Source organism: Curtobacterium caseinilyticum (genome assembly GCF_030363035.1).
GTDB classification, from domain to species: Bacteria; Actinomycetota; Actinomycetes; order Actinomycetales; family Microbacteriaceae; genus Curtobacterium; species Curtobacterium caseinilyticum.
Map to the genome: position 1 here is coordinate 546,964 of NZ_JAUCMN010000001.1, position 21,380 is coordinate 568,343.

Annotated in this window: 17 protein-coding genes, 1 tRNA gene and 1 rRNA gene; 7 read left to right on the forward strand and 12 right to left on the reverse strand. The window is 73.7% G+C overall.

What is annotated here, in order from left to right; translation table 11 throughout:
* Positions 1-5: 5 nt before the first annotated feature.
* The 4 genes from QUG93_RS02490 to QUG93_RS02505 all read right to left on the reverse strand — a co-directional run bounded on the left by QUG93_RS02490 (position 6) and on the right by QUG93_RS02505 (position 3,664).
* Positions 6-344: a hypothetical protein gene (locus tag QUG93_RS02490; RefSeq protein WP_289472017.1), complete on the reverse strand. Its 339-nt coding sequence runs from the start codon at positions 342-344 to the stop codon at positions 6-8.
* A gap of 5 nt (positions 345-349) precedes the next feature.
* Complete coding sequence (locus QUG93_RS02495; protein WP_289472018.1) at positions 350-1,261, reverse strand: carbohydrate ABC transporter permease; 912 nt, start codon at positions 1,259-1,261, stop codon at positions 350-352.
* Positions 1,258-2,277: a carbohydrate ABC transporter permease gene (locus QUG93_RS02500; RefSeq protein WP_434533070.1), complete on the reverse strand. Its 1,020-nt coding sequence runs from the start codon at positions 2,275-2,277 to the stop codon at positions 1,258-1,260. The genes QUG93_RS02495 and QUG93_RS02500 overlap by 4 nt, the downstream gene beginning before the upstream one ends.
* Positions 2,278-2,377: 100 nt before the next feature.
* The gene (locus tag QUG93_RS02505; protein WP_289472019.1) at positions 2,378-3,664 is read right to left on the reverse strand and encodes an ABC transporter substrate-binding protein; all 1,287 of its coding nucleotides are present in this window, start codon (positions 3,662-3,664) and stop codon (positions 2,378-2,380) included.
* A gap of 305 nt (positions 3,665-3,969) precedes the next feature.
* Between QUG93_RS02505 and QUG93_RS02510 the strand changes: the two genes are divergently transcribed.
* From QUG93_RS02510 to QUG93_RS02530, 5 genes are all read left to right on the forward strand, one after another.
* Positions 3,970-5,328: a glycosyltransferase gene (locus QUG93_RS02510; RefSeq protein WP_289472020.1), complete on the forward strand. Its 1,359-nt coding sequence runs from the start codon at positions 3,970-3,972 to the stop codon at positions 5,326-5,328.
* Positions 5,329-5,406: 78 nt separating this feature from the next.
* The gene (locus QUG93_RS02515; protein WP_289472021.1) at positions 5,407-5,610 is read left to right on the forward strand and encodes a hypothetical protein; all 204 of its coding nucleotides are present in this window, start codon (positions 5,407-5,409) and stop codon (positions 5,608-5,610) included.
* Between the two features lie 115 nt (positions 5,611-5,725).
* Positions 5,726-5,851, forward strand: a complete 126-nt coding sequence (locus QUG93_RS02520) for a hypothetical protein (protein ID WP_289472022.1) — start codon at positions 5,726-5,728, stop codon at positions 5,849-5,851.
* On the forward strand, positions 5,848-7,440 hold the full coding sequence (locus tag QUG93_RS02525) for a lipopolysaccharide biosynthesis protein (RefSeq protein WP_289472023.1): 1,593 nt from the start codon (positions 5,848-5,850) through the stop codon (positions 7,438-7,440). Before QUG93_RS02520 ends, QUG93_RS02525 begins: the two co-directional genes overlap by 4 nt.
* Positions 7,437-8,801 (forward strand): glycosyltransferase family 4 protein, encoded by a 1,365-nt coding sequence (locus tag QUG93_RS02530; protein ID WP_289472024.1) that lies wholly within the window; start codon positions 7,437-7,439, stop codon positions 8,799-8,801. The genes QUG93_RS02525 and QUG93_RS02530 overlap by 4 nt, the downstream gene beginning before the upstream one ends.
* Before the next feature lie 219 nt (positions 8,802-9,020).
* Here the strand turns inward: QUG93_RS02530 and QUG93_RS02535 are convergent, their stop codons facing one another.
* The 4 genes from QUG93_RS02535 to QUG93_RS02550 form a co-directional block, all read right to left on the reverse strand.
* Positions 9,021-11,147, reverse strand: coding sequence for a DUF7402 domain-containing protein (locus QUG93_RS02535; RefSeq protein WP_289472025.1), 2,127 nt, complete (start codon positions 11,145-11,147; stop codon positions 9,021-9,023).
* Positions 11,148-11,427: 280 nt separating this feature from the next.
* Positions 11,428-12,393: a glycosyltransferase family 2 protein gene (locus QUG93_RS02540; protein WP_289472026.1), complete on the reverse strand. Its 966-nt coding sequence runs from the start codon at positions 12,391-12,393 to the stop codon at positions 11,428-11,430.
* Positions 12,390-13,211, reverse strand: a complete 822-nt coding sequence (locus tag QUG93_RS02545) for a glycosyltransferase family 2 protein (protein ID WP_289472027.1) — start codon at positions 13,209-13,211, stop codon at positions 12,390-12,392. The genes QUG93_RS02540 and QUG93_RS02545 overlap by 4 nt, the downstream gene beginning before the upstream one ends.
* Before the next feature lie 407 nt (positions 13,212-13,618).
* A complete protein-coding gene (locus QUG93_RS02550; RefSeq protein WP_289472028.1) occupies positions 13,619-14,953 on the reverse strand; it encodes a glycosyltransferase family 2 protein in 1,335 nt (444 codons plus the stop codon).
* Between the two features lie 226 nt (positions 14,954-15,179).
* Between QUG93_RS02550 and QUG93_RS02555 the strand changes: the two genes are divergently transcribed.
* Entirely contained in the window at positions 15,180-17,378 is a 2,199-nt protein-coding gene (locus QUG93_RS02555) for a hypothetical protein (RefSeq protein WP_289472029.1), read from the forward strand.
* Positions 17,368-18,246, forward strand: a complete 879-nt coding sequence (locus tag QUG93_RS02560; protein WP_289472030.1) for a glycoside hydrolase family 16 protein — start codon at positions 17,368-17,370, stop codon at positions 18,244-18,246. Before QUG93_RS02555 ends, QUG93_RS02560 begins: the two co-directional genes overlap by 11 nt.
* Before the next feature lie 367 nt (positions 18,247-18,613).
* Here QUG93_RS02560 and QUG93_RS02565 read toward each other — a convergent pair.
* From QUG93_RS02565 to rrf, 4 genes are all read right to left on the reverse strand, one after another.
* Positions 18,614-18,685, reverse strand: a tRNA-Gln gene (locus QUG93_RS02565).
* Between the two features lie 44 nt (positions 18,686-18,729).
* Positions 18,730-19,713, reverse strand: a complete 984-nt coding sequence (locus QUG93_RS02570; protein WP_289472031.1) for an NAD(P)/FAD-dependent oxidoreductase — start codon at positions 19,711-19,713, stop codon at positions 18,730-18,732.
* A 10-nt stretch (positions 19,714-19,723) separates the two neighbouring features.
* Complete coding sequence (gene gltX / locus QUG93_RS02575) at positions 19,724-21,211, reverse strand: glutamate--tRNA ligase (RefSeq protein ID WP_289472032.1); 1,488 nt, start codon at positions 21,209-21,211, stop codon at positions 19,724-19,726.
* Between the two features lie 104 nt (positions 21,212-21,315).
* Positions 21,316-21,380: ribosomal RNA gene (gene rrf, locus QUG93_RS16040) — 5S ribosomal RNA — on the reverse strand; the annotation flags it as partial.

Below are 21,380 nucleotides of genomic sequence, written 5' to 3' on the forward strand. Positions count from 1 at the left end.
GCCCGTCAGCCGTCCGACACGTCGGCGCGGCGGCCGCTCCGTACCGCGTGGCCGGTGCGTCGCCCACCGACCGGACCGACACGGCCCGACGCCGGTCCGGCCGCGCCGACGCCGTCGACGACCCCCGTCGCGGCGGCGTGCCGCCGCAGCACGGCGATCCGCCACCGGTCGAGTGCGACGACCGCCAGGACGCAGACGAGCAGGACGAGCGCCCATCCCAGTGCCGGACGGCCGGTGACCTCGCAGGACACCGTGACGCCGAGGAACAGGACCCCGAACATCCCGACGAAGCCGATGGCCTCCTCGATCCGTGCGGTCGGCCGCTGCGGTGCGCGCTGTGCCACGGCCCTCAGCCCTTCACGCCGCCGGCGGTGAGGCCGGCCACGATCCGCCGCTGGAACACGAGCACGAGGACGACGAGCGGGATCGTGACGATCGTGCCCGCCGCCATCACCGCCGTGTACGGCTCCTGGTGCGGCTGGGACCCGGCGAACGACGCGATGGCGACGGTGACCGGCTGGGTGGCGTCCGAGGACAGCTGGGACGAGATCAGGTACTCGTTCCAGGACGAGATGAACGCCAGGATCGCGGTGGTGAAGACGGCCGGTGCGGCCAGCGGGAGGATGATCCGCCGGAACGCCTGCACGCGGGTGCACCCGTCGATCCGCGCGGCCTCCTCGAGGTCCCACGGCATCTCGCGGAAGAAGCTGGCGAGCGTGTAGACCGTCAGCGGCAGCACGAACGAGATGCTCGGCAGGATCAGCGCCTGGTAGGTGCCCATCCACCCGATGTCGGTGAAGAGCTGGAACAGCGGCGAGATGAGCGCGACGCCCGGGAACATCGACGCGGCGAGGATGGCGCCCGCGATGAGCGACTTCCCCCGGAACTCGAGCCGGGCCAGTGCGTACGCGGCGCTCGTGCCGACGAGCAGGGCGATGACCGTGACGACCCCGCCGATGAGCACGCTGTTGAGCAGTGCCCGGCCGAGGTGGTTGCCGAGCGCGGTCGAGAACGCCGTCGCGTAGTTGTCCAGCGTGACGTGGGTCGGCCAGGGGGTGGCGTCGAACGTGAACCCGACGTCCCGGAAGCTCGTGACCACCATCCAGTAGAACGGCAGCAGGCACCACACGGCGATCACCACGGCCTGGATGGCGGTCCGGAGCTTCTGTCCGGTGTGCCGCCGGACGCGGACCTCGGCGCGCTCGTCGGCGCGCTCGCGAGGGTTGGGGACCGCACGGGGGCGGTCGGCTGCGATGGTCACTTGAGCTCACCCTTCTGCTGGGCGGCCTGGGTCTGCACGACGTTCGCGCCGAGGAACCGGACGAAGACGAACGCGACGACGAAGATCACCAGGAACGTGATGGTGGAGAGGGCCGACGCGGAGTTGAACCCCTGCCGGATCTGGTCGACGACGAGGATCGACAGCGTGGTGGTCGCGTTGCCGGAGCCACCGCCGCCACCCGTGAGGATCGCGGGCAGGTCGTACATGCGCAGGGCGTCGAGCACGCGGAACAGCACCGCGACCATGAGCGCCGGCTTGACGAGCGGCAGCGTGATGGTCCAGAAGCGCTGCCAGGTCGACGCGCCGTCCATCTTGGCGGCCTCGTAGACCTCGTCCGGGATCAGCTGCAGGCCCGCCAGGATGAGGAGCGCCATGAACGGTGTGGTCTTCCAGGTGTCCGCGATGATGACGGCCCATCGGGACGCCCACTCGCCGCTCGTCCAGAGGACCTGCTGGCCGAGCACGTGGTTGAGCACGCCGTTCGCATCGAAGATGAAGTACCAGAGCTTCGCGGTGACGGCCGTCGGGATCGCCCACGGCACGAGGATCGCGGCACGGACGAGCGCGCGGCCCTTGAAGTCGCGGTTCATGATGATCGCCATCCAGACGCCGATGGCGGTCTCGAGGGCGACGGTCACGACCGTGAAGAAGAACGTGTTGCCCATCGACACCCAGAACTGCGAGCCGAGGCTGCCGGGCGGGCAGGTGGTCTCCCCGCACCGCTGGCCGAGCCAGTGCAGGTAGTTCGTGATGCCGGCGAAGCCGCCCTGCACGAAGAGACCGGTCGCCTTGTCGAGGCCCTGGTCGAGCTCGAAGGACTGGATGACGGCGCTGACGACGGGGTAGCCGATGACGACGGCGAGGAGCACGATCGTCGGGCCGATCAGGTACACGGCCCAGCGGCCGTGCTCGGCGTTGAGTCCGCCGCGCCGGCGCTTCGGCTCCGTGCCGGTGGGGTTCGGGATCGCTGCTGGGATCTCGGTTGCTGCTGACACTTCGACGGCCTCCTCGGGCGGGTGTCGGGACGCAGGAAGGGGCGGACGGGAGGCGCGGGGCGGGGTCGACCCGCGCCTCCCGTCCGTCAGGGGGTCGCGACTAGTTGCCGCTGCTGGTTGCCGACTCCAGGGCCGCCTGCATGTCCTTGACGGCCTCGTCGACGCTCTTCGAGCCCTTCAGCGCCGCGTAGCTGTTGTCCTGGATCGCCTTGGTGACGGCCGGGTAGAACGGCGTGACCGGACGCGGCTCGGCCGACTCGATCGACTTGAGCAGCGTGGGCAGGTAGGGCAGCTTCGCGGTGAGCTCGGAGTCGGTGTAGAGGTCACCGACGACCGGTGCGAGGGAGCCCTGCGTGGCGAAGAACTTCTGCGTGTCGTTCGAGATCAGGAACTCGAGGAAGTCGTGCGCCGTCGCCTTGTGCTTCGAGTAGACGCTGATCGCGGCGTTGTGACCACCGAGGGTCGAGGCGCCGACGCCGTCCTTGCCGGGCAGCGGGGCGATGCCGAAGGTGTCCTTGACCTTCGACGAGCCGTCGGTCTTGGCGAGGTTGTACACGTACGGCCAGTTGCGCAGGAACAGCAGCTTGCCGTTCTCGAACGCGGTACGGCCCTGCTCCTCCTGGTACGTGATCGCCTCGGCCGGGATGTTGCCGTCCTTGAACGCGTCGACGAGGTTCTGCAGGCCGGCCTTCGCCGCCGTGGTGTCCACGTCGGGCGCGCCGTCCTTGCCGAGGATCGAACCGCCTGCACCGTTGATCGCCTCGGAGGCGTTCACGGTGAGACCCTCGTACTTGGCGAACTGCCCCGCGTAGCAGCCGATGCCGGCGTCCTTCGCGATCGAGCAGTCCTGCATCATCTCGTCCCACGTGGTCGGGGGCGTCTTGACGAGGTCCTTGCGGTAGTAGAGCAGCCCGCCGTCGGAGGTCTGCGGTGCCGCGTAGAGCGTGTCGTTGTACGTCGCGGTCTTCACCGTCGACGGCAGGAGCTTCGAGGTGTCGATCTTCATCTCGCCGGTGAGCGGGGTGAGCCAGCTCTTCGCGGCGAACTCCGCGGTCCACACGACGTCGACGTCGACCACGTCGTAGTTCTCGTCCTTGGCCTGGAAGTGCTGCACGAGGTCGTCGTGCTGCTGGTCGGCCTGGTCGGACTGCTCCTTGAACGTGACCTTCTCGTCCGGGTGGGCCGCGTTCCACTTCTCGATCAGCGGACGCACGACGTTCGAGTTGTCCTTGCCCTGGACGTAGGTGATCGGGCCGCGGCTGTCCTGGCCCGACTTCGCGGCGTCGGTGTTCGCGGAGCCGCCCGCCGAGCAGCCGGTCAGCACGAGTCCGACGGCGGCGAGCCCGGCGACGGAGGCGAGGCGCACCTTGGCGCGAGATGTCTTCACAGCGTTGTCTCCTCATCGAGATCACCAGGGGGACGCCGTCCGCATCGCGGACGACGTGCACCTGGAGCAGGCGACGCTGCCTGCTGGAGGAGGAAGCTACGCCCGCCCGACGGCCGGTGCAACCGGTTGCATCCAAGTCGTGACCGCGTCGTGATCTCCTCCCGGCGCACGGTTTTCCCTGGTGAGCGCTCACTCCGGGGCGGGGACGGGGATCGTGGCCGTCCACTGCGGTGTTCCGCACCGACCCCGCCACTGTCGACCGACGCCATTGTCCGGGCCGACCCGCGGCCGTAGCGTCCGACGACATGGCCACCACCTCCGCCGTCGCCCTGCCCGGACCCCGCCGTGTCGTCCGTGTCGACCTCGACGCCCCGCTGCCCGAACTCGTCGCCGACGCGACCGGTTCGTCTGCGCTGGTCGTCGGCTACCGCGAGGGACGCCCGGTGTGCACGACGGACGTCACCCTGACGGCGGACCCGTCCGATGCCGCCCGGGTGCTCGCAGGCCTCGTCGACACCCCGGCGACCGCGTCCGCCGACCCCGTCCCGGACGACGCCCTGCCCACGGTCTCCGTGGTGGTCTCGACCGTCGTCGACCGTGTGGACGACCTCGGTCGGCTGCTCGACGTGCTCGAGCACCTGGACTACCCGCGGCACGAGGTCGTGGTGGTCGACAACCGCGTCCGCGTCCCCGCCGACGACGCGTTGCCCGCGCTGCTCGCCGGACGCACGGTCCGGCTCGTGACCGAGCGTCGCCCGGGCCTGTCCGCCGGCCGGAACGCCGGCGTCGCAGCGGCCCGCGGCGACGTGGTGGCCTTCACCGACGACGACGTCCAGGTGGACCCCCGTTGGCTCCGCGCCCTCGGTGAGCGCTTCGTGCGGGAGCCCTCGCTCGACGCCGTCAGCGGCGTGATCCTGCCCACCGAGCTGAGCACCCCGGCGCAGGTCTGGTACGAGGCGTACTACGGCGGCTTCAGCGGCGAGCGCACCTTCGACCCCGTGACGATCGTCCCTGACGACGTCCCCGGCACGATGCGGCACGCGCGCGTCGCCGCGGTGCGGCCGGACGGCACGGTCCGCAAGCGCTTCGCGGTCTACGGCATCGGCGCGTACGGTGCGGGGGCGAACATGGCGTTCCGTCGTGAGCTGCTCGAGGCGGTGGGCGGCTTCGACACCACGCTCGGTGCGGGATCGCCGGCGCGGGGCGGGGAGGACCTGGCGATGTTCGTCGAGACGCTCTGGCGCGGCGGCCGCGTCGGCTTCGAACCGCGCGCGGTCGTGCACCACCGGCACCGCCGGACCGTCGACGAGCTGCACCGACAGCTCCACGGGAACGGTGTCGGCTTCACCGCCTTCCTCTGCGCCCTCGTGGCGAAGGACCGACGGCACGCCGCGGTCCTGGCCCGCCTGGTGCCGCTCGCGGCGTCGGTGAAGGCGCAGGACGCCCTGCGCGCCCTGCGGGGTGGTCGCGCGACGACCGCAGGCACCGGCACCACGGCCGCGGCGCCGGCCGCGGTCGCGGGTGCACCGGCCGCGGCGTCGACTCCGGTGCCGCGCTCCCTCGCCTGGCACGAGCTCCGCGGCTTCCCGGCCGGTCCCGCCGCCTGGTTCCGCAGCCGTCGCCGCTGGCGCGACGTCGAGGCCGGTCGGTTCCACGCACGCTGAGCCTCCGGTCGAGCGCCGGGTCGTCCCCGTAGGATCGGGCACGACCCGGCGACCGCGCGTCGGGCGCGAGGAGGACGCATGCTGCTGGGCACCGACACCGGGCACCGTGGACCCGTCGGCGCGTTGCCGCCGGTCCTGACGGCCGTGCCGCCGCTGCCCGCAGCCGTGACCGCCGACGCCGCCACGTGCGTGTGCGGGCACCGGCAGGAGGCGCACGAGCACTACCGCCCGGGGTCGGACTGCGCCCTCTGCAACTGCCCGCGGTTCCGGCGCCAGCGCTGACCTCGACGCCGGCGGACACACCGTGTCCACCCAGCGTGCGGGAAACCGCCGCATCCCCGCAGCCGCTCCGGCGCCGCCTTGTCCGCCCCGGAACGGCGCGGTTAGCGTCGCGTGCATGGCCATCCCCACCGCGGCTCCCGCCTGCGTCGTCCTCGCCCACGAGGACCCCGAGCAGGTCCGCCGCCCCGTCGCGGCCGTCGGTCTGCTCGACCACCCTCGGTCGGAGGTCGTCGCTCCGTGAGCACCACACCGGACACCACCGGGACGCCGACCCGGACACCCGCGACCGCGATGCCCGAGGCGGCGGTACCTGCGACGACACCCGGGGCCTCGGCAGCCGAGCCGTCGGCACCACGGGGACGGCACGCAGCGGCCAGGGACACCGACACCGGCGACACCGCGACGACCGACACCGGCAGCACCGACGTCCAGCGGGGCGCCTCGGTCCTCTTCGGGCGCGGCATGCTCTACGTCGTCGTCTGGTCCATGCAGCTCGTCGTCAGCTCGCTCGTCTCCCCCGTCCTCGCACACCTGATGCCGCCGTCGGAGTTCGGCGTCCTCGCCTCGGCGATCGCCCTGTACCAGGCGCTCGGCGTGCTCGCCGTGGCCGGCCTGGACCAGGCGGCCGTGCTCCAGCGCGCCGAGGACGGCGACGAACGGAAGGCCCGCGGACTGGTCGCCGTCGGAGCGGTGCTGGCGACGGTCGTCACCGTCGCCGCGCTCGGGTCGATCCCGCTGTGGGGCGACGCCGCCGGCTTCGTCGGCCAGCACCCCCTGTTGCTCGTCGCGGTGCTCTGGACCCTGCCGGCCGCGCTCGTGCAGATGTCGCTCGCGCTGCTCGTCGCGCAGGACCGCATCCGCGTGTTCGCGCTGACGAGCCTGCTGTCCTCGGTGGGTGGCTCGCTCATCGGGCTCGCCCTGCTCCTGCTCGTGCACGCCGACGCGACGACGTACGCGTGGGGCGGCGTGGTCGCCCAGGCCGCCGCGATGACGATCGGCGTGATCGCCGTCCGGCCGCGGTTCGGCGGGCTCCTCGACCGTGCGACGACGGCCAGGGCCTTCCGGCTCGGCGTCCCCGTCGCGCTCGGCAACCTGTCGTACTTCGTCCTCAACGCCGGCGACCGCATCATCGTGCAGCGGCTGCTCGGGCCCGACGAGGTCGCCCGGTACCAGATCGCCTACGTCGTGGGCTCGGCGGTCATCCTGCTCCTCACCTTCACGAACGGCGCGTGGGCCCCGCACTTCGCCGCCCTGCGCGACGCCCTCGCTCGACGCCGGCTGGCGATGCACGCCCGTGACGAGCTCTACCTGCTCCTCGCGCCGGTCCTGCTCGCGGTCACCCTCGTCTCCCCGGTGGCGCTGCCGGTCCTGGCACCGGCGTCGTACCGGGTGCACGAGCTGACGGTCGTGGTGTTCGTCGTCGCGCTCACCGCCTTCCCGGTCGTCGCGAGCGGCGCCACCGGACGCCTCCTGCTCATCGAGCGGCGCGGGGTCTCGATCGGGGTCATCGCCGCGGTCGCCGGTGTGGTGAACATCGCTGCGAACCTGGTCCTCGTCCCGCCGCTCGGCATCGCGGGTGCCGCGCTGTCCACGGTCGTGGCGTACGGGGTGCTCGCCGTGCTCCAGCAGGCGATGCTGCCCGATCGCCGCGAGTGGCGCGGACCCGGGCGCCGGGTGTTCCTCGTCGTCGTCCCGGCGGTGGTCCTGGCCGCCGCGTCGCTCCTCGCGCCGCAGGACCTCGTCTGGAACGTCGTCCGCGTCGTCGGGGTCGTGGCGTGCCTGCCCTGGTTCGTCCAGCGGCTGCGCGCGGCGCGCGGGGGCTCCCGGTGACCGCCGGGGGCCGGCGCGGACGCCCGGCGACCGTCGGCGTCGTCGACGGACCGCTGCGCATCGCAGTCGTCACGGGCGGGCTCGCGCTCACCGGCGGGGTCGAACGGTGCGTCCTCGAGGACACCCGCGAGCTCGTCGCGGCCGGACACGACGTGTCGGTCTGGCACCGTCCCTCCCGGCCCGTGCCCGGCCCCGCGACCGACCGGACCGACCCCGACCTGACCGGCCCCGCGGCCGACCGGACCGACCCCGACCTGGCCGGTGTGCCCGACGCGCCCTTCCGCGCGCTCGGCGTCACCCTCCACGGCGTCGGCGACCAGCGCTTCGGTGTCCGCAGCGCGCTCCGCGACGTCGTGCGGTTCGCGCGTGACGGCGTCCGGCTGCGCCGAGCGCGTCCGGACGTGCTGTGGCTGAACCGCCCCGAGCACCTGCCGTGGGGACGCGTCGTGTCGGTGCTGTCCGGCGCGCCGCTCGTGGTGCACCTGCACCACGCGCCGAACTACCGGCGCGTCGCACCGCTCGCCGGCGGCCGCACCCACTTCGCCGCCGTCTCGAACACCATGGCTCGAGCCTGGGCGGAGGTCGGCGTCCCAGTGGACCGCATCAGCGTGGTGCCGAACGGCGTCGACCCGGCCGCCTTCCCCGCGGCCTCCAGCACGGACCGTGCCCGGGCGCGGGTACGGCTCGGCATCGCACCGGACGCGCGGACGGTGCTGTACTACGGGCGGCTCACGCGCTCGAAGGGCGTGCTCGCCCTCCTGGAGGCGTGGCAGCACCTCCTCGACACCGTCGACGCCCGGCAGCCGGTCGCCTCCGGCACCGCGGTCGGCGGGTCCGGCCGGTCGGGCGGGCAGTACGGAGCGGACGGCTCGGAGGCCCCGGACCGGTCGCGGCACGCCGCGCAGGACCGTCCGCTGCTCGTCCTGGCGGGCGCAATGCTGCCGGGTGAGGAGGATGCGGTCCGCCGAGCCGTCGCGGCGCTGCCGGACGGAGCGGTGCTCGTGCTCCCCGAGCGTGACGACGTCGTCCCGCTCCTGCACGCGGCCGACCTCGTCGTGGCGCCGTCGATCGAACCGGAGGGCTACGGTCGCGCCGTGGTCGAGGCGATGTCCGCCGGCGTCCCGGTCGTCGCAGCCACGGCCGGGGGCACGGGCGAGATCCTCGCCGGCGAGTGGGCACGGTTCACCGTCGACCCGGAGGACCGCCCGGCTCTCGCCGCGACCGTCCTCGCCGCGCTCGACGAGGCCGTCGACGAACCGGGACTGGGCGAGCGGGCACGGGCCTTCGTGCGCGACCACCACGGGCGACACCGGCACGTGACCGCCCTCCTGCGCACGCTGCGGGAACACGCGCGGCGCTGACCCGCCCGCCGGTCACCCGCCTGCGGCGGTTCGCCGCCCGCCACGGGCGTGCGGCGCCGACCCGGACGCCGGACGCCCGCCTGCGGCCGTGCAGCCGCGGCGGCACCGCCGTCGGTGCGACGGCACCGCGGCCTGCCCGATGGTCGTCACGCTCGTCGGTGCAGTGGACGGCGCGCTGGTCAGCCCGTGCTCGGTGTACCGGCCCGTGCGGGCGTCGGCTCAGTCGCCCCAGGCGCGCAGCTCGGCCAGGCCGGGGTTGACGGTCGTGGGCGACACGCTGTCCACGGTGAACCGCGCCCAGGTCACGGTCCTGGCCGTGAAGTCGACGGCCGTCGGGGTGCCGCTGTCCGGCAGCGCCCCCACGCGGACGCTGCTGCCGTCCGAGAAGGTCAGCGTGCCACCCGTCACCCGGTCGGCGGTGTTCGGCCGGTCGGCGAGGACGATCCGCCGCAGGGACACCGCCGCCGACCAGTCCAGCTGGATCCAGACGCCGGGCCCGCCCCACGGCGCGACCCACTCCGCCGTCGGGTCGTCCGGGTAGCCGGACACGACACCGTCCACCGCCTTCGCGGCCGTCTGTCCCGTGGCGGGGTCGTCCCAGGCCGCGTGCACGGTGGCGCCGTCGGTGCGGTCACGGAGCGTCGGGGTGGGCGTCGTCGTGCCCACGGCAGCGGGTGCGTACGCCCGGGCCTCGGCGAGCCCGACGTTCCGCGTCGTCGCGCTCACGCCGGTGACGGTGAAGCGCACCCAGCGCACCGACCGGGCCGTGAACGACACCCGCTGGACGGCGCCGCCGTCGTCGAGCGCGGGCACGTCGACGGTGGAGCCGTCGGAGAAGGTCAGGGTCCCGCCGGTCACGCGGTCGTCCGGGTTCGGTCGGTCGGCCAGGTCGACCTCGCCGAGCGTGACGGGCGCTGCCCAGTCGAGGCGGAGCCACGAACCGACCCCGCCACCGCGGGTCGCCCACTCGGCGGTCGGCGCGTCCGGGTACCCGCTCACGACGCCGTCGACCGCCTTCGCCGCGGTCTGACCGTCAGCGGGGTTGTCCGAGCTGGCGGTCACCGTCGCGCCGCCCGTGACGTCGCTCCCCCGGGTCGGGGCGGGCTCGCCCGACCCACCCCCGGAGGTCCCGTCGCCGGGCGGCTCCGTCGGACCGGGCGTGGGGACGGGGGTCGCCGGGGACCCGACCGCGTACTCACGGCTGAGCCAGGTGCCCTCCGGCCTCGGGGAGCACGCGGCCACCGAGGCGCACGTGAGCGGATCGTGAGCCGAGTACGTGAAGAACGCGTCGCCCTTCGCGCGCGTCTGGGCCGGTGTCAGGTTCGACGGGCGGTCGGCGATCGGGTAGCCGAGCCACCCGCTGAAGGTGTGCGCGCCACCGAACGCCCGCTGCGCCGCGTCGGTCAGGTACGCGACGGTGTGGTGGTCGCTGTGGTCCCCGTCGCCGTAGTGACCCGCGTGGTCGAGGGTGTGCACGTCGGTCGGCGCCCAGGCGCGGACGAGCTCGGTCACCAGGGCCTCGAGCTGTCGCAGCGTGTACGTCGCGGGGTGGTCCGCCCCCGCGACGGTGTGCATCGTGCCGATGGACCCCTGGTACAGCTGCTGCAGGCTCTCGTACCGGTCCGCGGCGAAACCGGTCCCGTCGACGTTGCCGTCGGGCAGCTGCAGGAACACGACGCTGAGCCGCGGGTCCGCGGTCAGGGTCTCCGTCCGCAGCGGTGCGCCGGCGACCACGGGCGCGCTCGCGGTCCACGCCGACGCCACACCCGCCAGGCTCGCGTAGGACGCCAGGAGTCCCTCCTCGCGCCCGCGCCAGTAGCCCGCCGGGTTCCCCGCGTCGCCGGCGGTGACGACCACCGAGCGGACGCAGCGCCCCGCGTCCACGTCGCGCCGGAGCTCGGTGCCGTCGAAGAGCAGGTCGTCGTCGGCGTGGGCGACGACCGTGAGCACACGACCGGCGGAGCAGTCCGCGCCCGCCGCAGGTCCGCCCGCTGTCGGTGCCGCCGGGCCGGTGGACGACGCCCCGGCTCCGGCTCCGGCTCCGGCGCCGGCGGGACCGTCCGACGCCGTCCGGCCCGGTGCGGTCGCCGACGGAGCACCCGTCGGAGCAGTGGCTCCGGTCCCCTGGCCGGCGAAGGACGGCACGGCGAAGAGTGTGCCGACGACCGCCACCGCGGCGACGGCGAGCACCGCCCGACCGGCCGTCCCGGTCAGCGGGCCCCGCCGCCGCCGGCGGAGGTGGGCGGTGTCGTCTGCTGACGTGCCGCCGGATGCGTCCGGGTCGTCAGCGAAGGCGGCGTGGGGCTGCCGGGGCTGCGAGGGGTGCGACGGGTCGGGGTGGCGCATGGTCGATGGTCCTGTCCGGGTGGCCCGGCCTGCACGCGGTGGGACCGCGGAGGCAGAGCGCCGTGGCCCCGACACCGGGTCGGGTGCCTGGGCCACGAGTACTGCGGGTGGTGGGTGCTGCCGTGCTGTGGTGGGTCGTGCTGTGGTGGGTCGCGCCGCGTGCTCGGCTCTGCCGCGCGCCGGCGCGCTGGACCGGCGCACAGGGCGCCGACGCGCCGGCGCGCGCGAGACCGGCGCGCGGAGGACCGGCGCGCGCGACACCGCGGCGCGGCGGTCCGGCTCAGGCCGTGACGCGCTCGCGTGCCGGGGCCGTGGCCGGGGTCCGGACGACCACGGTGCCGAGGGTGCGGCCGACCGCGTAGCCGGTGACGGTCGCGACGACGCTCGTCACGATCGCCAGGGCTCGGACACCGCCGCCACGACCGAGCGCTCCGAGCTCCCGCAGGAGCGCCCCGGGCAGGACCCGCGTGAGGTAGGTGCCCTCGCTCGAGAGCGAGTCCCGAGCACCCACCCGACGGCTGAGGACGGCCTTCGAGATCCCCTCGTAGTAGCTGCGCCGCCGGACGTACCGCATCGACACCCGGTCGGGCGAGACGCGGTGCGACACGTTCGACCGCGGCTCGTAGCGGATCCGCGACTCGGGACGCATCTGGGCGATCCGGATGCAGAGCTCCGTCTCCTCGCAGCCGAGGGGCTGGTTGCCGACCCGACCGATGCCGGACCGGAAGCCACCGGCGGCGAGCAGGACGTCCCGACGGAACGCCATGCTCGACCCGATGACGTTGCGCACGTCACCGGCCGCGGTGGGCAGCCCGGTGTAGCTGCAGCCGACGATCCAGAGCAGCTCGTCCGGGAACGGGCCGGCACCGGTGGCGTCCGGCCACGACGGGGTGGCCCGACCACCGACACCGACGACGTCCGGCAGGTCGAGCGCCTCGACCAGGTGCACGAGCCAGTCCGGGTCGGCGGCCGCGTCGTCGTCGAGGAACGCCACGACGTCGGACGCGGCGAGCGCGACGCCCGTGTTCCGCGCCCCCGACAGGCCACGCTCCTCGGCGTTCGCGACCACGGACAGCTCCGGCCACCGGGCTGCGGCCCGGAGCAGCAGCTCCGGCTCGTGGTCGATGACGACGATGACCTCGGTCGCCTCGGGCTGCCGCTTCGCCGACTCGACGGCGGCCTGCAGGTCACCCCATCGCTGCTGCGTGTAGGCGCAGATGACGACCGCGACCGTGGGGAGCGTCACGCGGCTTCCTCGTCGAGGACCGCCACCGGCTCCGGGACGATGCGGGCCGGCACCGGGGCGAGGCGGGCGCGTGCGGCGGCCTCGCGGGCGCGGCGGCGCTCGTGCATGATCGACGTCAGCACGCGGATGCCGTCGCTCACGGCGTTGAGGTTGCTCGCGCCGTGCACGCGGAGCTTCTCGTGGCTCGGCACCTCGGTGATCGCGAAGCCCGCTGCCGACCAGCGGCAGGTGAGGATCGTCTCGATCTCGAAGCCGTCGCCCCAGCGCATCGAGCCGTCCGACGGCTGCGGCAGCGTCGAGGACAGCAGGCCGACGGTCGGCAGCGTGTCCGCCCAGAACGCGTTGTACCCGTAGCAGAGGTCCGTGTACTTGGCGCGGAGCAGCAGGTTGGAGACCATGTTGAGCCCCTTGTTGCCGAGGCCGCGGATGATCGTGATGTCGTCGCTGCCGCCGCCGGGCGCGTAGCGGCTGCCCTTCGCGACGTCGGCGCCGGCGACGAGCGCGTCGACGAAGCGCGGGATCTCGGCGGCGTCCGCGGAGCAGTCGGCGTCGAACATGACGACCACGTCGCCGGTGACGGCCTCGAAGCCGCACGCGAGCGCGTTGCCCTTGCCCTTGCGGGTCTGCTGCACGACCTTGATCGACGGCATGATGCGCTGCGCGGTGGCGATGGTGTCGTCGACCGAGTTGCCGTCGACGAGGATCACCTCGTACACGGGCGGCAGCATCGGGAGGATGATCTCGAGGTTGCGTGCCTCGTTCCTCGCAGGGATGACGACCGAGACGCGGGGGTCACGGGGCCGGACGGTGGTGGACATGGTGCTCCTGTCGGGTTCAGGCGGCGTTGGCGGTGTCTCGTTGGTCCCGCCGCTGGGTGGGCGGCGGGGAGACGGGGAGGTTCCGGCGGCGAGGCCCGGGAGCGGCCTCGGCGGCCGTCCGGAACGGGGGTACACCGTTCCCTGGGCATTCCCACCTTCGTGCGCGCCGACACCCTCGGTCAATGCGGCGCGGGGTGCGTTGCGGACCCCCCACGGTGGATACGGAAACCCGCAACCGACCGCCGATCGTTCCGGGTGCGCCGGACGGTCCGGACCGTCGGGCGGCGCCGCTGGTCGCGGTCGCGGGGGACCGGTGCACGCCGAGGCGCGTCGAGCGGTGCCACGTCGTGACGCGTCGGACGGGAGGCGCGTGGCCGGCCCGCCACGCGCCTCCCGTCCGACGCGTGTCAGGCCGAGCGACGTGCCGCGGCGGTCCGTGCACGCACCGTGCGGCGGGAGCGCGCGTACCGTGCGACGCCGCGCACGACGGCGCGGAGCTCGGTGCCGCGCACCGCGGCGACCTCCCGGTCGAAGGCCGCGTCACCGGCGGCAGGTGCCGGCGTCGTGACGGCCGGTCCGCCCGCGACCTCCGTCGTGACCGGGCCGGCGAGCAGGTGGCGGAGGGCGCGCGGGGCACGGACCACGGCCATGCCGAGGGTCCGGGGGCGCAGGGCGGTCTTGGTGAGCCAGGCGCCGAGACCCGTCCCGTAGCCGACCGCCTGCGTGCGGAGCGCAGCGACCTCGGCCCGGTGGCGGTGCCACACCAGGGCCGACGGCTCGACGACGAGGGCGGAACCGCCGAGCACGACACGGGCGAACATGTCGATGTCCTCGCCGCCACCGGTGACGGTCCCGACGCCGAGGGCCTCGTCGAACCCACCGAGCGCGAGGACGGCGTCGCGCCGCATCGCGAAGTTGGCGCCCGTGCCGTAGTCGCCGACCGAGAACGGGAACAGCGGCCGGTCCTGCGGCGGCGCGGTGAGTCGGAAGACCCGCGGCGTCAGGTTGCGCGACCACGTGACGCGCTCGTCGAACCAGCGCTGGGCAGCGGTCCGCAGCTCGCCGCTCGCCACCAGTCCGCTGACGCACACCACGTCCTCGCCGCGCGCGAACCCGGAGGCGACGGCACGCAGCCACCCGCGGTCGACGACGACGTCGTCGTCGGTGAAGGCGACGACCTCGCCGCGAGCGGCGCGGACGCCGGCGTTGCGGGCGCTCGACAGCCCGGGGACGGGTTCCAGCACGTACCGGACGCGGGGGTCGGTGCCGGGGGCGGTGACGAGTCGGCGGGTGGCGTCGTCCGACGGGGCGTTGTCGACCACGACGACCTCGAGGTCCGGGTGGTCGACTGCCAGCACGGACCGGAGCGCATCGGCGAGCTGGTCCGCGCGGTCCCGGGTGCAGAGCACCACGCTCGTGCTCGGCAGCCGGACCGGGACGGGCGGGTGCTCGGCCGCCGGGAGCGTGTCGACGGCGGCGCGGAGTGCGGCTGCGGCGACCGTGCCGTCGACGACCGGGAGGTCGACGAAGCCCCGGGGCGAGGTGCCCTCGCGCACCAGGAGCCGCGCGCTGCCGTGGCCGGCGGCGTCGGCGAGCGTGATCGGGAGGTCGTCGACGGGCACCTCGTGCACGTCGACGGCGCCGACCCAGACGGCCCCGGCCCACGTGGGCGGTTCGGGGCTCGCCATCGTGCGCTCGAGCACGAGACGGGACGACGACGGTCGCGGGGCGGTGTGGGTCATGGATCCACCGTCGCCGGGCGTCCCTCCGGACGTCAACGCGCGTCGGCCGAGCGTGCGGTTTCGACCGTCGCGGCCCGGCTGCGGGTGCGCGATCCCGCAATGCCGCAGGGCACCCGCACAACCGGCTGCGGGCCCTCGTGGGGCGGTCGCCGCGCTGGTTAGCGTGCCAGGACGCTCCCGACACGAAGGAACCCTCGATGGACCGTACGACCCAGGAGGTCGCACCGTGACCGCGACCACCACCCCGGCGCGGGTGGCGGTCCGCCGGACACGCCGGATCCCCCGCTCCCCCGTGCCCGCCCTGTCCGCCGCGGTCCTCGCGTTCGTCGCGGCCGGTGTGCTCGTGACGGGCACGACCGGCCCGGTGCAGACGGCCGTCGTGCTCGCCGCGCTCCTCGTCGTGCCCGGTCTCGCCGTCGTCCGTCCGCTCGGACTCGTCGAGCCGATCGGCCGGGCGGGCCTGGTCGTCGCGACGAGTGCCGCGGTCGACGCGGTCGTGGCCCTCGTCATGGTCTGGTCGGACCGGTGGACGCCGGTCCCCGCGGCCGGGCTCGTCCTCGTGGTCAGCGGGTGGGCAGCACTGGCGCACGGCGTCGTCACGGTCCGCGCCGGTGACCGGGGGCCGTCGGTCCGCTCGTTGCGCGCGGCGTGGTCGGCGCGGCACGACGGGACCCTCGTCCGGCTCGTGGCCGGCGGCGGCGTCCTCGTCACGGGCGTCGCGCTGTGGGCGGTCGGGACGGCGCAGACCGACGCGACCGCCCTCGGCGAGTGGGGGCTGCTCACCGCCGTCACCCCGACGTGGTGGCTCGGCGCCGGCGCGGTCGTCGCCGTCACCGTGCTCGCCCTCGTCGACCGTCGCTTCCCGGCGGCCCTGCGCACGGCATCCGCCGCCGTGCTGGTCGTCGTCGTGTACGGCACGGCGAACCTCGTCGCCACCGAGCCTCGACCGCCGTGGGTCTTCAAGCACATCGCCGTCACGGCCGCCATCCAGCAGCACGGCAGTGTCGACCCCACGATCGACATCTACAACCGGTGGCCGGGCTTCTTCTCGCTCAGCGCCTTCCTCGGCTCCGCGACCGGGAACCTCGAGGCCCTCGCTCCCGTGCGGTTCGTCGAGATCGCGTTCGCCCTGCTCGACGCGGCCCTGGTGTACGGGATCGCCCGTGCCCTGGGTGCGAGGGGGCGCTGGGCGGTCACCGCAGCCGTCCTGTTCAGCACCGCGAACTGGGTCGGACAGGACTACTACTCGCCGCAGGCGCTCGCCTTCGCGCTGTTCCTCGCCGCGGTGCTCGTCGTCGTGACGACACTGCGCCGGTCTCCGAACTCGCTCGGCCGCGGACTCGTCGGCGGTGTCTCCCGACTCCTCCGGGCACGCCGCGCACCGGTCGCCCCCGCGCCGGCGGCACCCGTCGGCAGCACGGCGACGATCGCCGCTGTGCTCGTCGTCGTCCTGCTGCAGGCGGTGATCACCGCGTCGCACCAGCTCACACCCTTCGTGCTCGTCGCCGCCCTCGTACCGCTCGTCGTCGTGGGCGTGGTCCGGCCGTGGTGGGTCGCGCTGCCGGTGACCGCGGCTCCGCTGCTCTACCTGCTGCCGAACCTCGACTACGTGCAGGAGAAGTTCGGCCTGACCACCGGGTTCGACCCGGTCAGCAACGTCACCGCCGCCTCCACCTCGATCTCGATCCCGTCGCTCGCGACGACGCTGCAGAGCCGGGGTGTGCTCGCGATCACCGCCCTCGTCGCCGTCGTCGCCGTCGTCGGGATCGTCCGGATGGTGCGTTCGGGGCACGGGCAACGTGCCCTCGTCCTCCTCTGGCTGGCGGCGTGCCCGATGGTCCTGGTGCTCGGCCAGAGCTACGGCGGCGAGGGGAAGTACCGCGTGGTGCTGTTCTCGGCGCCGTTCCTCGCGACCGCGGCGGTCCACGCGCTGCACGGGCGACGGCTGCGACTCGGTGCGACGGCCGCCCTCGTGACCGTGACGACCGCGCTGTTCGTCGGCACGACGTTCCAGGCGGAGCAGGCGAGCCAGACCCCGGCCGGCGACGTCGCCGCCGCACGGTGGCTCGACGGCCGCTTCGACGCGGACGACACCCTCACGACGGTGGGCAGCTTCCCGGCGCTCATCGGCGCCGACTACCCCGCGTACCTGCACCACTGGGCGCAGGTCGCCTCGGTCGCGGACACGACCGCCTGGTACCCGGACGGCATGACCCCGGCCGACCTGCAGGAGTCGATCGTCGACCGGTCACACGGCGGCGACGCCTGGCTGGTCTTCTCGGACACACAGCGGGCTGACGTGGTCGACCGCGGGGTGCTCACGGGTGCCGAGGTCGACGCGATGGAGCGCTCGGTCGCCGCCGAGGGTGTCCTCCGCTACGACCGGGACGGTGTCCGCGTGTACGAGGTCGCGCGTGCAGCATGAGCCCGGCGCCCGGCACCGCACGCCCACGCGGCGTGCGGTGCTGCGTCGGGGCGCCGTGGTGGCCGGACTCGTCGGCGCCGCGGCCCTGACCGGGACGGTCGCCGTCGTGCTGCCCACCTCGGCGCGCCGGTCCGACCAGGCGCAGGCGGAGCGGATGCCCACCGGCGCACTCGAGTCCGGGGACGTGCGCTGGATCCCGTACCTGGCGCAGGACTTCGACCGGGACGCCGCCCACGGCGAGCTCCTGTCGGTCTACCCCGCGATGGCCCAGTACACGGGGATCCGAGACACCTCCGGCAAGGGGCTGTACCACCCGGACGAGGTCGTCTCGGTGCACGACTCGGTCCTCGACTTCCACCTGCGCTCCGAGGGCGGGCAGCCCCTCGTGGCGACCGTGCTGCCGGCCGGGTACCGGTCGTGGACGCACCAGCGCGTCTCCATCCGCTACCGCGCCGACCACGCCCCCGGCTACAAGTTCGTGATGATCCTCTGGCCGCTCTCGGGTGAGTGGAACGAGGGCGAGATCGACTGGCCCGAGGGCGACCTCGGCGGCGACGTGCGGCCGGTGTCGGCGGTGCCCGGGAGCTTCGACCCGACGTCCGGCACGATGCGCTTCCTGCCCGAGGACCCGCCGGTGCTGCCCGGCGGTCAGGAGGACTGGCACGTCGCCACGGTCGAGTGGACCGCCGACGCCGTGCGCTTCTGGTGGGACGGCCGACTGGTGGCCACCACGACCGGCGCCGTGCCGACGGTCCCGATGCGCGTGACCCTGCAGGCGGAGACGACGATCGACGACTCGCAGGTGCCTGCTGACTCGGACGGGCACGTGCTCGTCGACTGGGTGGTGGCGTACCGCCAGGCGGGCTGACCGCCAGGCGGGCTCACCGCCACCCGTGCTCACCGCCACCCAGGCTCACCGCCAGGCGAGCCGACTGCCACGCAGGCCCACCGCCACGCAGGCTCACCGCCACGCGAGCCGACCGCCACGCAGGCCCACCGCCACGCGAGCCGACCGCCACGCAGGCCCACCGCCACGCGAGCCGACCGCCAGGCAGGCAGCCGGCGCGGCGCGCAGCCAGCGCGGCGCGCAGCCAGCGCGGCGCGGCGCGCGCCCGTCGGCCCGCCCGGGATCGGGCGCCGTCGGCACTCCGGGCGTGTCCCCTGCCGCTGCGCGCTGCACGATCCGGAGCAGGAACGCGAAAGGCCCCCGGGAGATCCCGGGGGCCTTTCTCGAGCTGGGGTACCTGGACTCGAACCAAGAACGACGGTACCAGAAACCGCTGTGTTGCCAATTACACCATACCCCAAAGGCCTGTCGGCCTTCGTTCCCCGTTGTCCGGGGCACGATCAACTACTGTACAGCATCCCGGAGGTCTTCGAGACCACCCACGAGGTCCCGGTGCACCGCGGCCGCCGTCGATGCCCCGTGACCGGCCGCCACGACGAGCTGTTCCGGGCCCGGAGGCGTCACGTCCCCCACCGCGTACAGCCCGGGGACACCGGTGCGCCCGAGTCGGTCGACCTCCACCAGCCCCTCGGCGTCACGCTCGATCGGGGCGTCGACCCAGTCGAGGTCCGCGTGCCACACGGGGCGGACGAACGCGCCCGTGTGCGGCCGCACGTCGCCGTCCGCGAGCCGGACGCCGGTCAAGCCGCTCCGGTCCCCCTCGAGGTCCGCCACCGCACGCTCGTCCACGCTGACACCCGCAGCCGCCAGACGCTCGCGTCCGCGGGCGTCGAGGGTCGCGGCTCCGTTCGTGTAGACGACCAGGTCGTCGGTCCACGAGGCCACGAGCAGCGCCCGGTCCACCACGTCGGGCGTCTCGCACAGGAACGCGAGAGAGGCACCAGCGTGCTCGTACCCGTCGCACTCGACGCAGCTGTGCACGGACGTCCCGTAGAACGCCCGCAGGGTCGGCAGGGCCGGGAACTCCTCACGCAGCCCGGTGGCGACCACGACCGCCCGTGCACGGGCCCGGAGTTCCGCGCCGCGCCAGGTGCCGTGGACGCTCCAGCCGTCACCGTCGGGCGCGACCCGGTCGACCACGGACTGCACGACCGTCGCCTCCGGGTACCCCTCGACCTCGGACCGCCCGAGCTTCCGCAGCTCGAGCGGCGGGATGCCGTCCCGCGTGAGGAACCCGTGCGACCGCAGCGTGGCAGCGTTCCGCGGCCGGTTGGCGTCGACGAGCAACACCGTCCGCCGTGCCCGCACCAGGTTGAGCGCGGCGCTCAGCCCGGCGGGTCCGGCGCCGACCACCGCGACGTCGACCGACAGCACCTCGTCGGTCCCCGCTTCGATCGGCGTAGACCCGTGCTCCCCCGCAGTCGTCACCACGACGGCGTCAGCGGTCCGCGAGCTGACGGAGGCGCGCGAGCGTCGAGTCCTTGCCGAGGATCTCCATCGACTCGAACAGCGGCGGACTGACACGGCGCCCGGAGACGGCCACGCGCAGCGGCCCGAAGGCGACACGCGGCTTGAGCCCCATGCCTTCGATGAGGGCCTCGCGCAGCGCGGCCTCGATCGCCGGGGTGCTCCAGTCGGTGACGCCCTCGAGCGCGGTCGAGCCGGTCCGGAGGACGTCGCCGGCGTCCGCCTTGAGCGTCGCAAGGGCGTCGTCCTCGACCACCAGGGCGTCGTCGGCCGTGAAGAGGAAGCCGAGCATGCCAGGGGCCTCACCGAGGAGCTGCATGCGCTCCTGCACGAGCGGCGCAGCCGCGGTGAGCACGCGCTCCTGTTCGGCCGTCGGCGGCTCCGACAGGAAGTCCGACAGGTACGGGACCAGGCGAGCGCGGAAGTCGTCCGGCGCGAGCAGACGGATGTGGTCCCCGTTGATCGCCTCGGCCTTCTTGTGGTCGAACCGCGCCGGGTTCGGGTTGACGTCCACCACGTCGAACGCTGCGATCATCTCGTCGGACGAGAAGACGTCGCGGTCCGGCCCGATCGACCAGCCGAGCAGCGCCAGGTAGTTGAGCAGGCCCTCGGGCACCATGCCGGCGGCCCGGTGGTGGAACAGGTTCGACTCCGGGTCGCGCTTGGACAGCTTCTTGTTGCCCTCGCCCATCACGTAGGGCAGGTGTCCGAAGAGCGGGATCGACTCGGCGATCCCGACCTCGACGAGCGCCTCGTAGAGGGCGATCTGCCGCGGCGTCGACGACAGCAGGTCCTCACCGCGGAGCACGTGCGTGATCCCCATGAGGGCGTCGTCCACCGGGTTCGTGAACGTGTAGAGCGGCTTGCCGTTCGGACGGACCACGACGAAGTCCGGGAAGGTGCCCTGCTTGAACGTGATCTCCCCGCGCACCAGGTCATCGAAGCTCAGGTCGCGGTCCGGCACCCGCAGACGGAGCGCCGGCTCGCGGCCCTCGTCGCGGAAGGCCTGTCGCTCGGCGTCGGTCAGGTCACGCTCGTGGTTGTCGTAACCCTGCTTCGGGTCACGACCGGCGGCCTTGTTGCGGGCCTCCATCTCCTCCGGCGTGACGTACGACTCGTAGACGTGGCCGGACGCGCGGAGCTTTGCGATCACCTCGTCGTAGACGTCCGACCGTTCCGACTGCCGGTACGGTCCGTGCGGCCCACCCGCCTCGACACCCTCGTCCCAGTCGAGCCGCAGCCACCGGAGCGCGTCGAGGATCTGCTGGTACGACTCCTCGCTGTCGCGAGCGGCGTCGGTGTCCTCGATGCGGAAGACGAGCTTGCCGCCGGTGTGGCGCGCGTAGGCCCAGTTGAAGAGCGCGGTCCGGATGAGACCCACGTGCGGGGTCCCCGTCGGGCTCGGGCAGAAGCGGACTCGGACGTCGGAGCCGGTGGCGGTGGTGAATGGCGCAGTCATGACGCCTCGATCCTACCGGCGTCCTGGCCGGGTCGACCTGCCCGCAAACGCAGGAAACCCCTGACCAGTGATGGTCAGGGGTTTCCTGGTGATGCAATGTTTGAGTCCGGCGGCGTCCTACTCTCCCACAAGGTCCCCCTTGCAGTACCATCGGCGCTGAGAGGCTTAG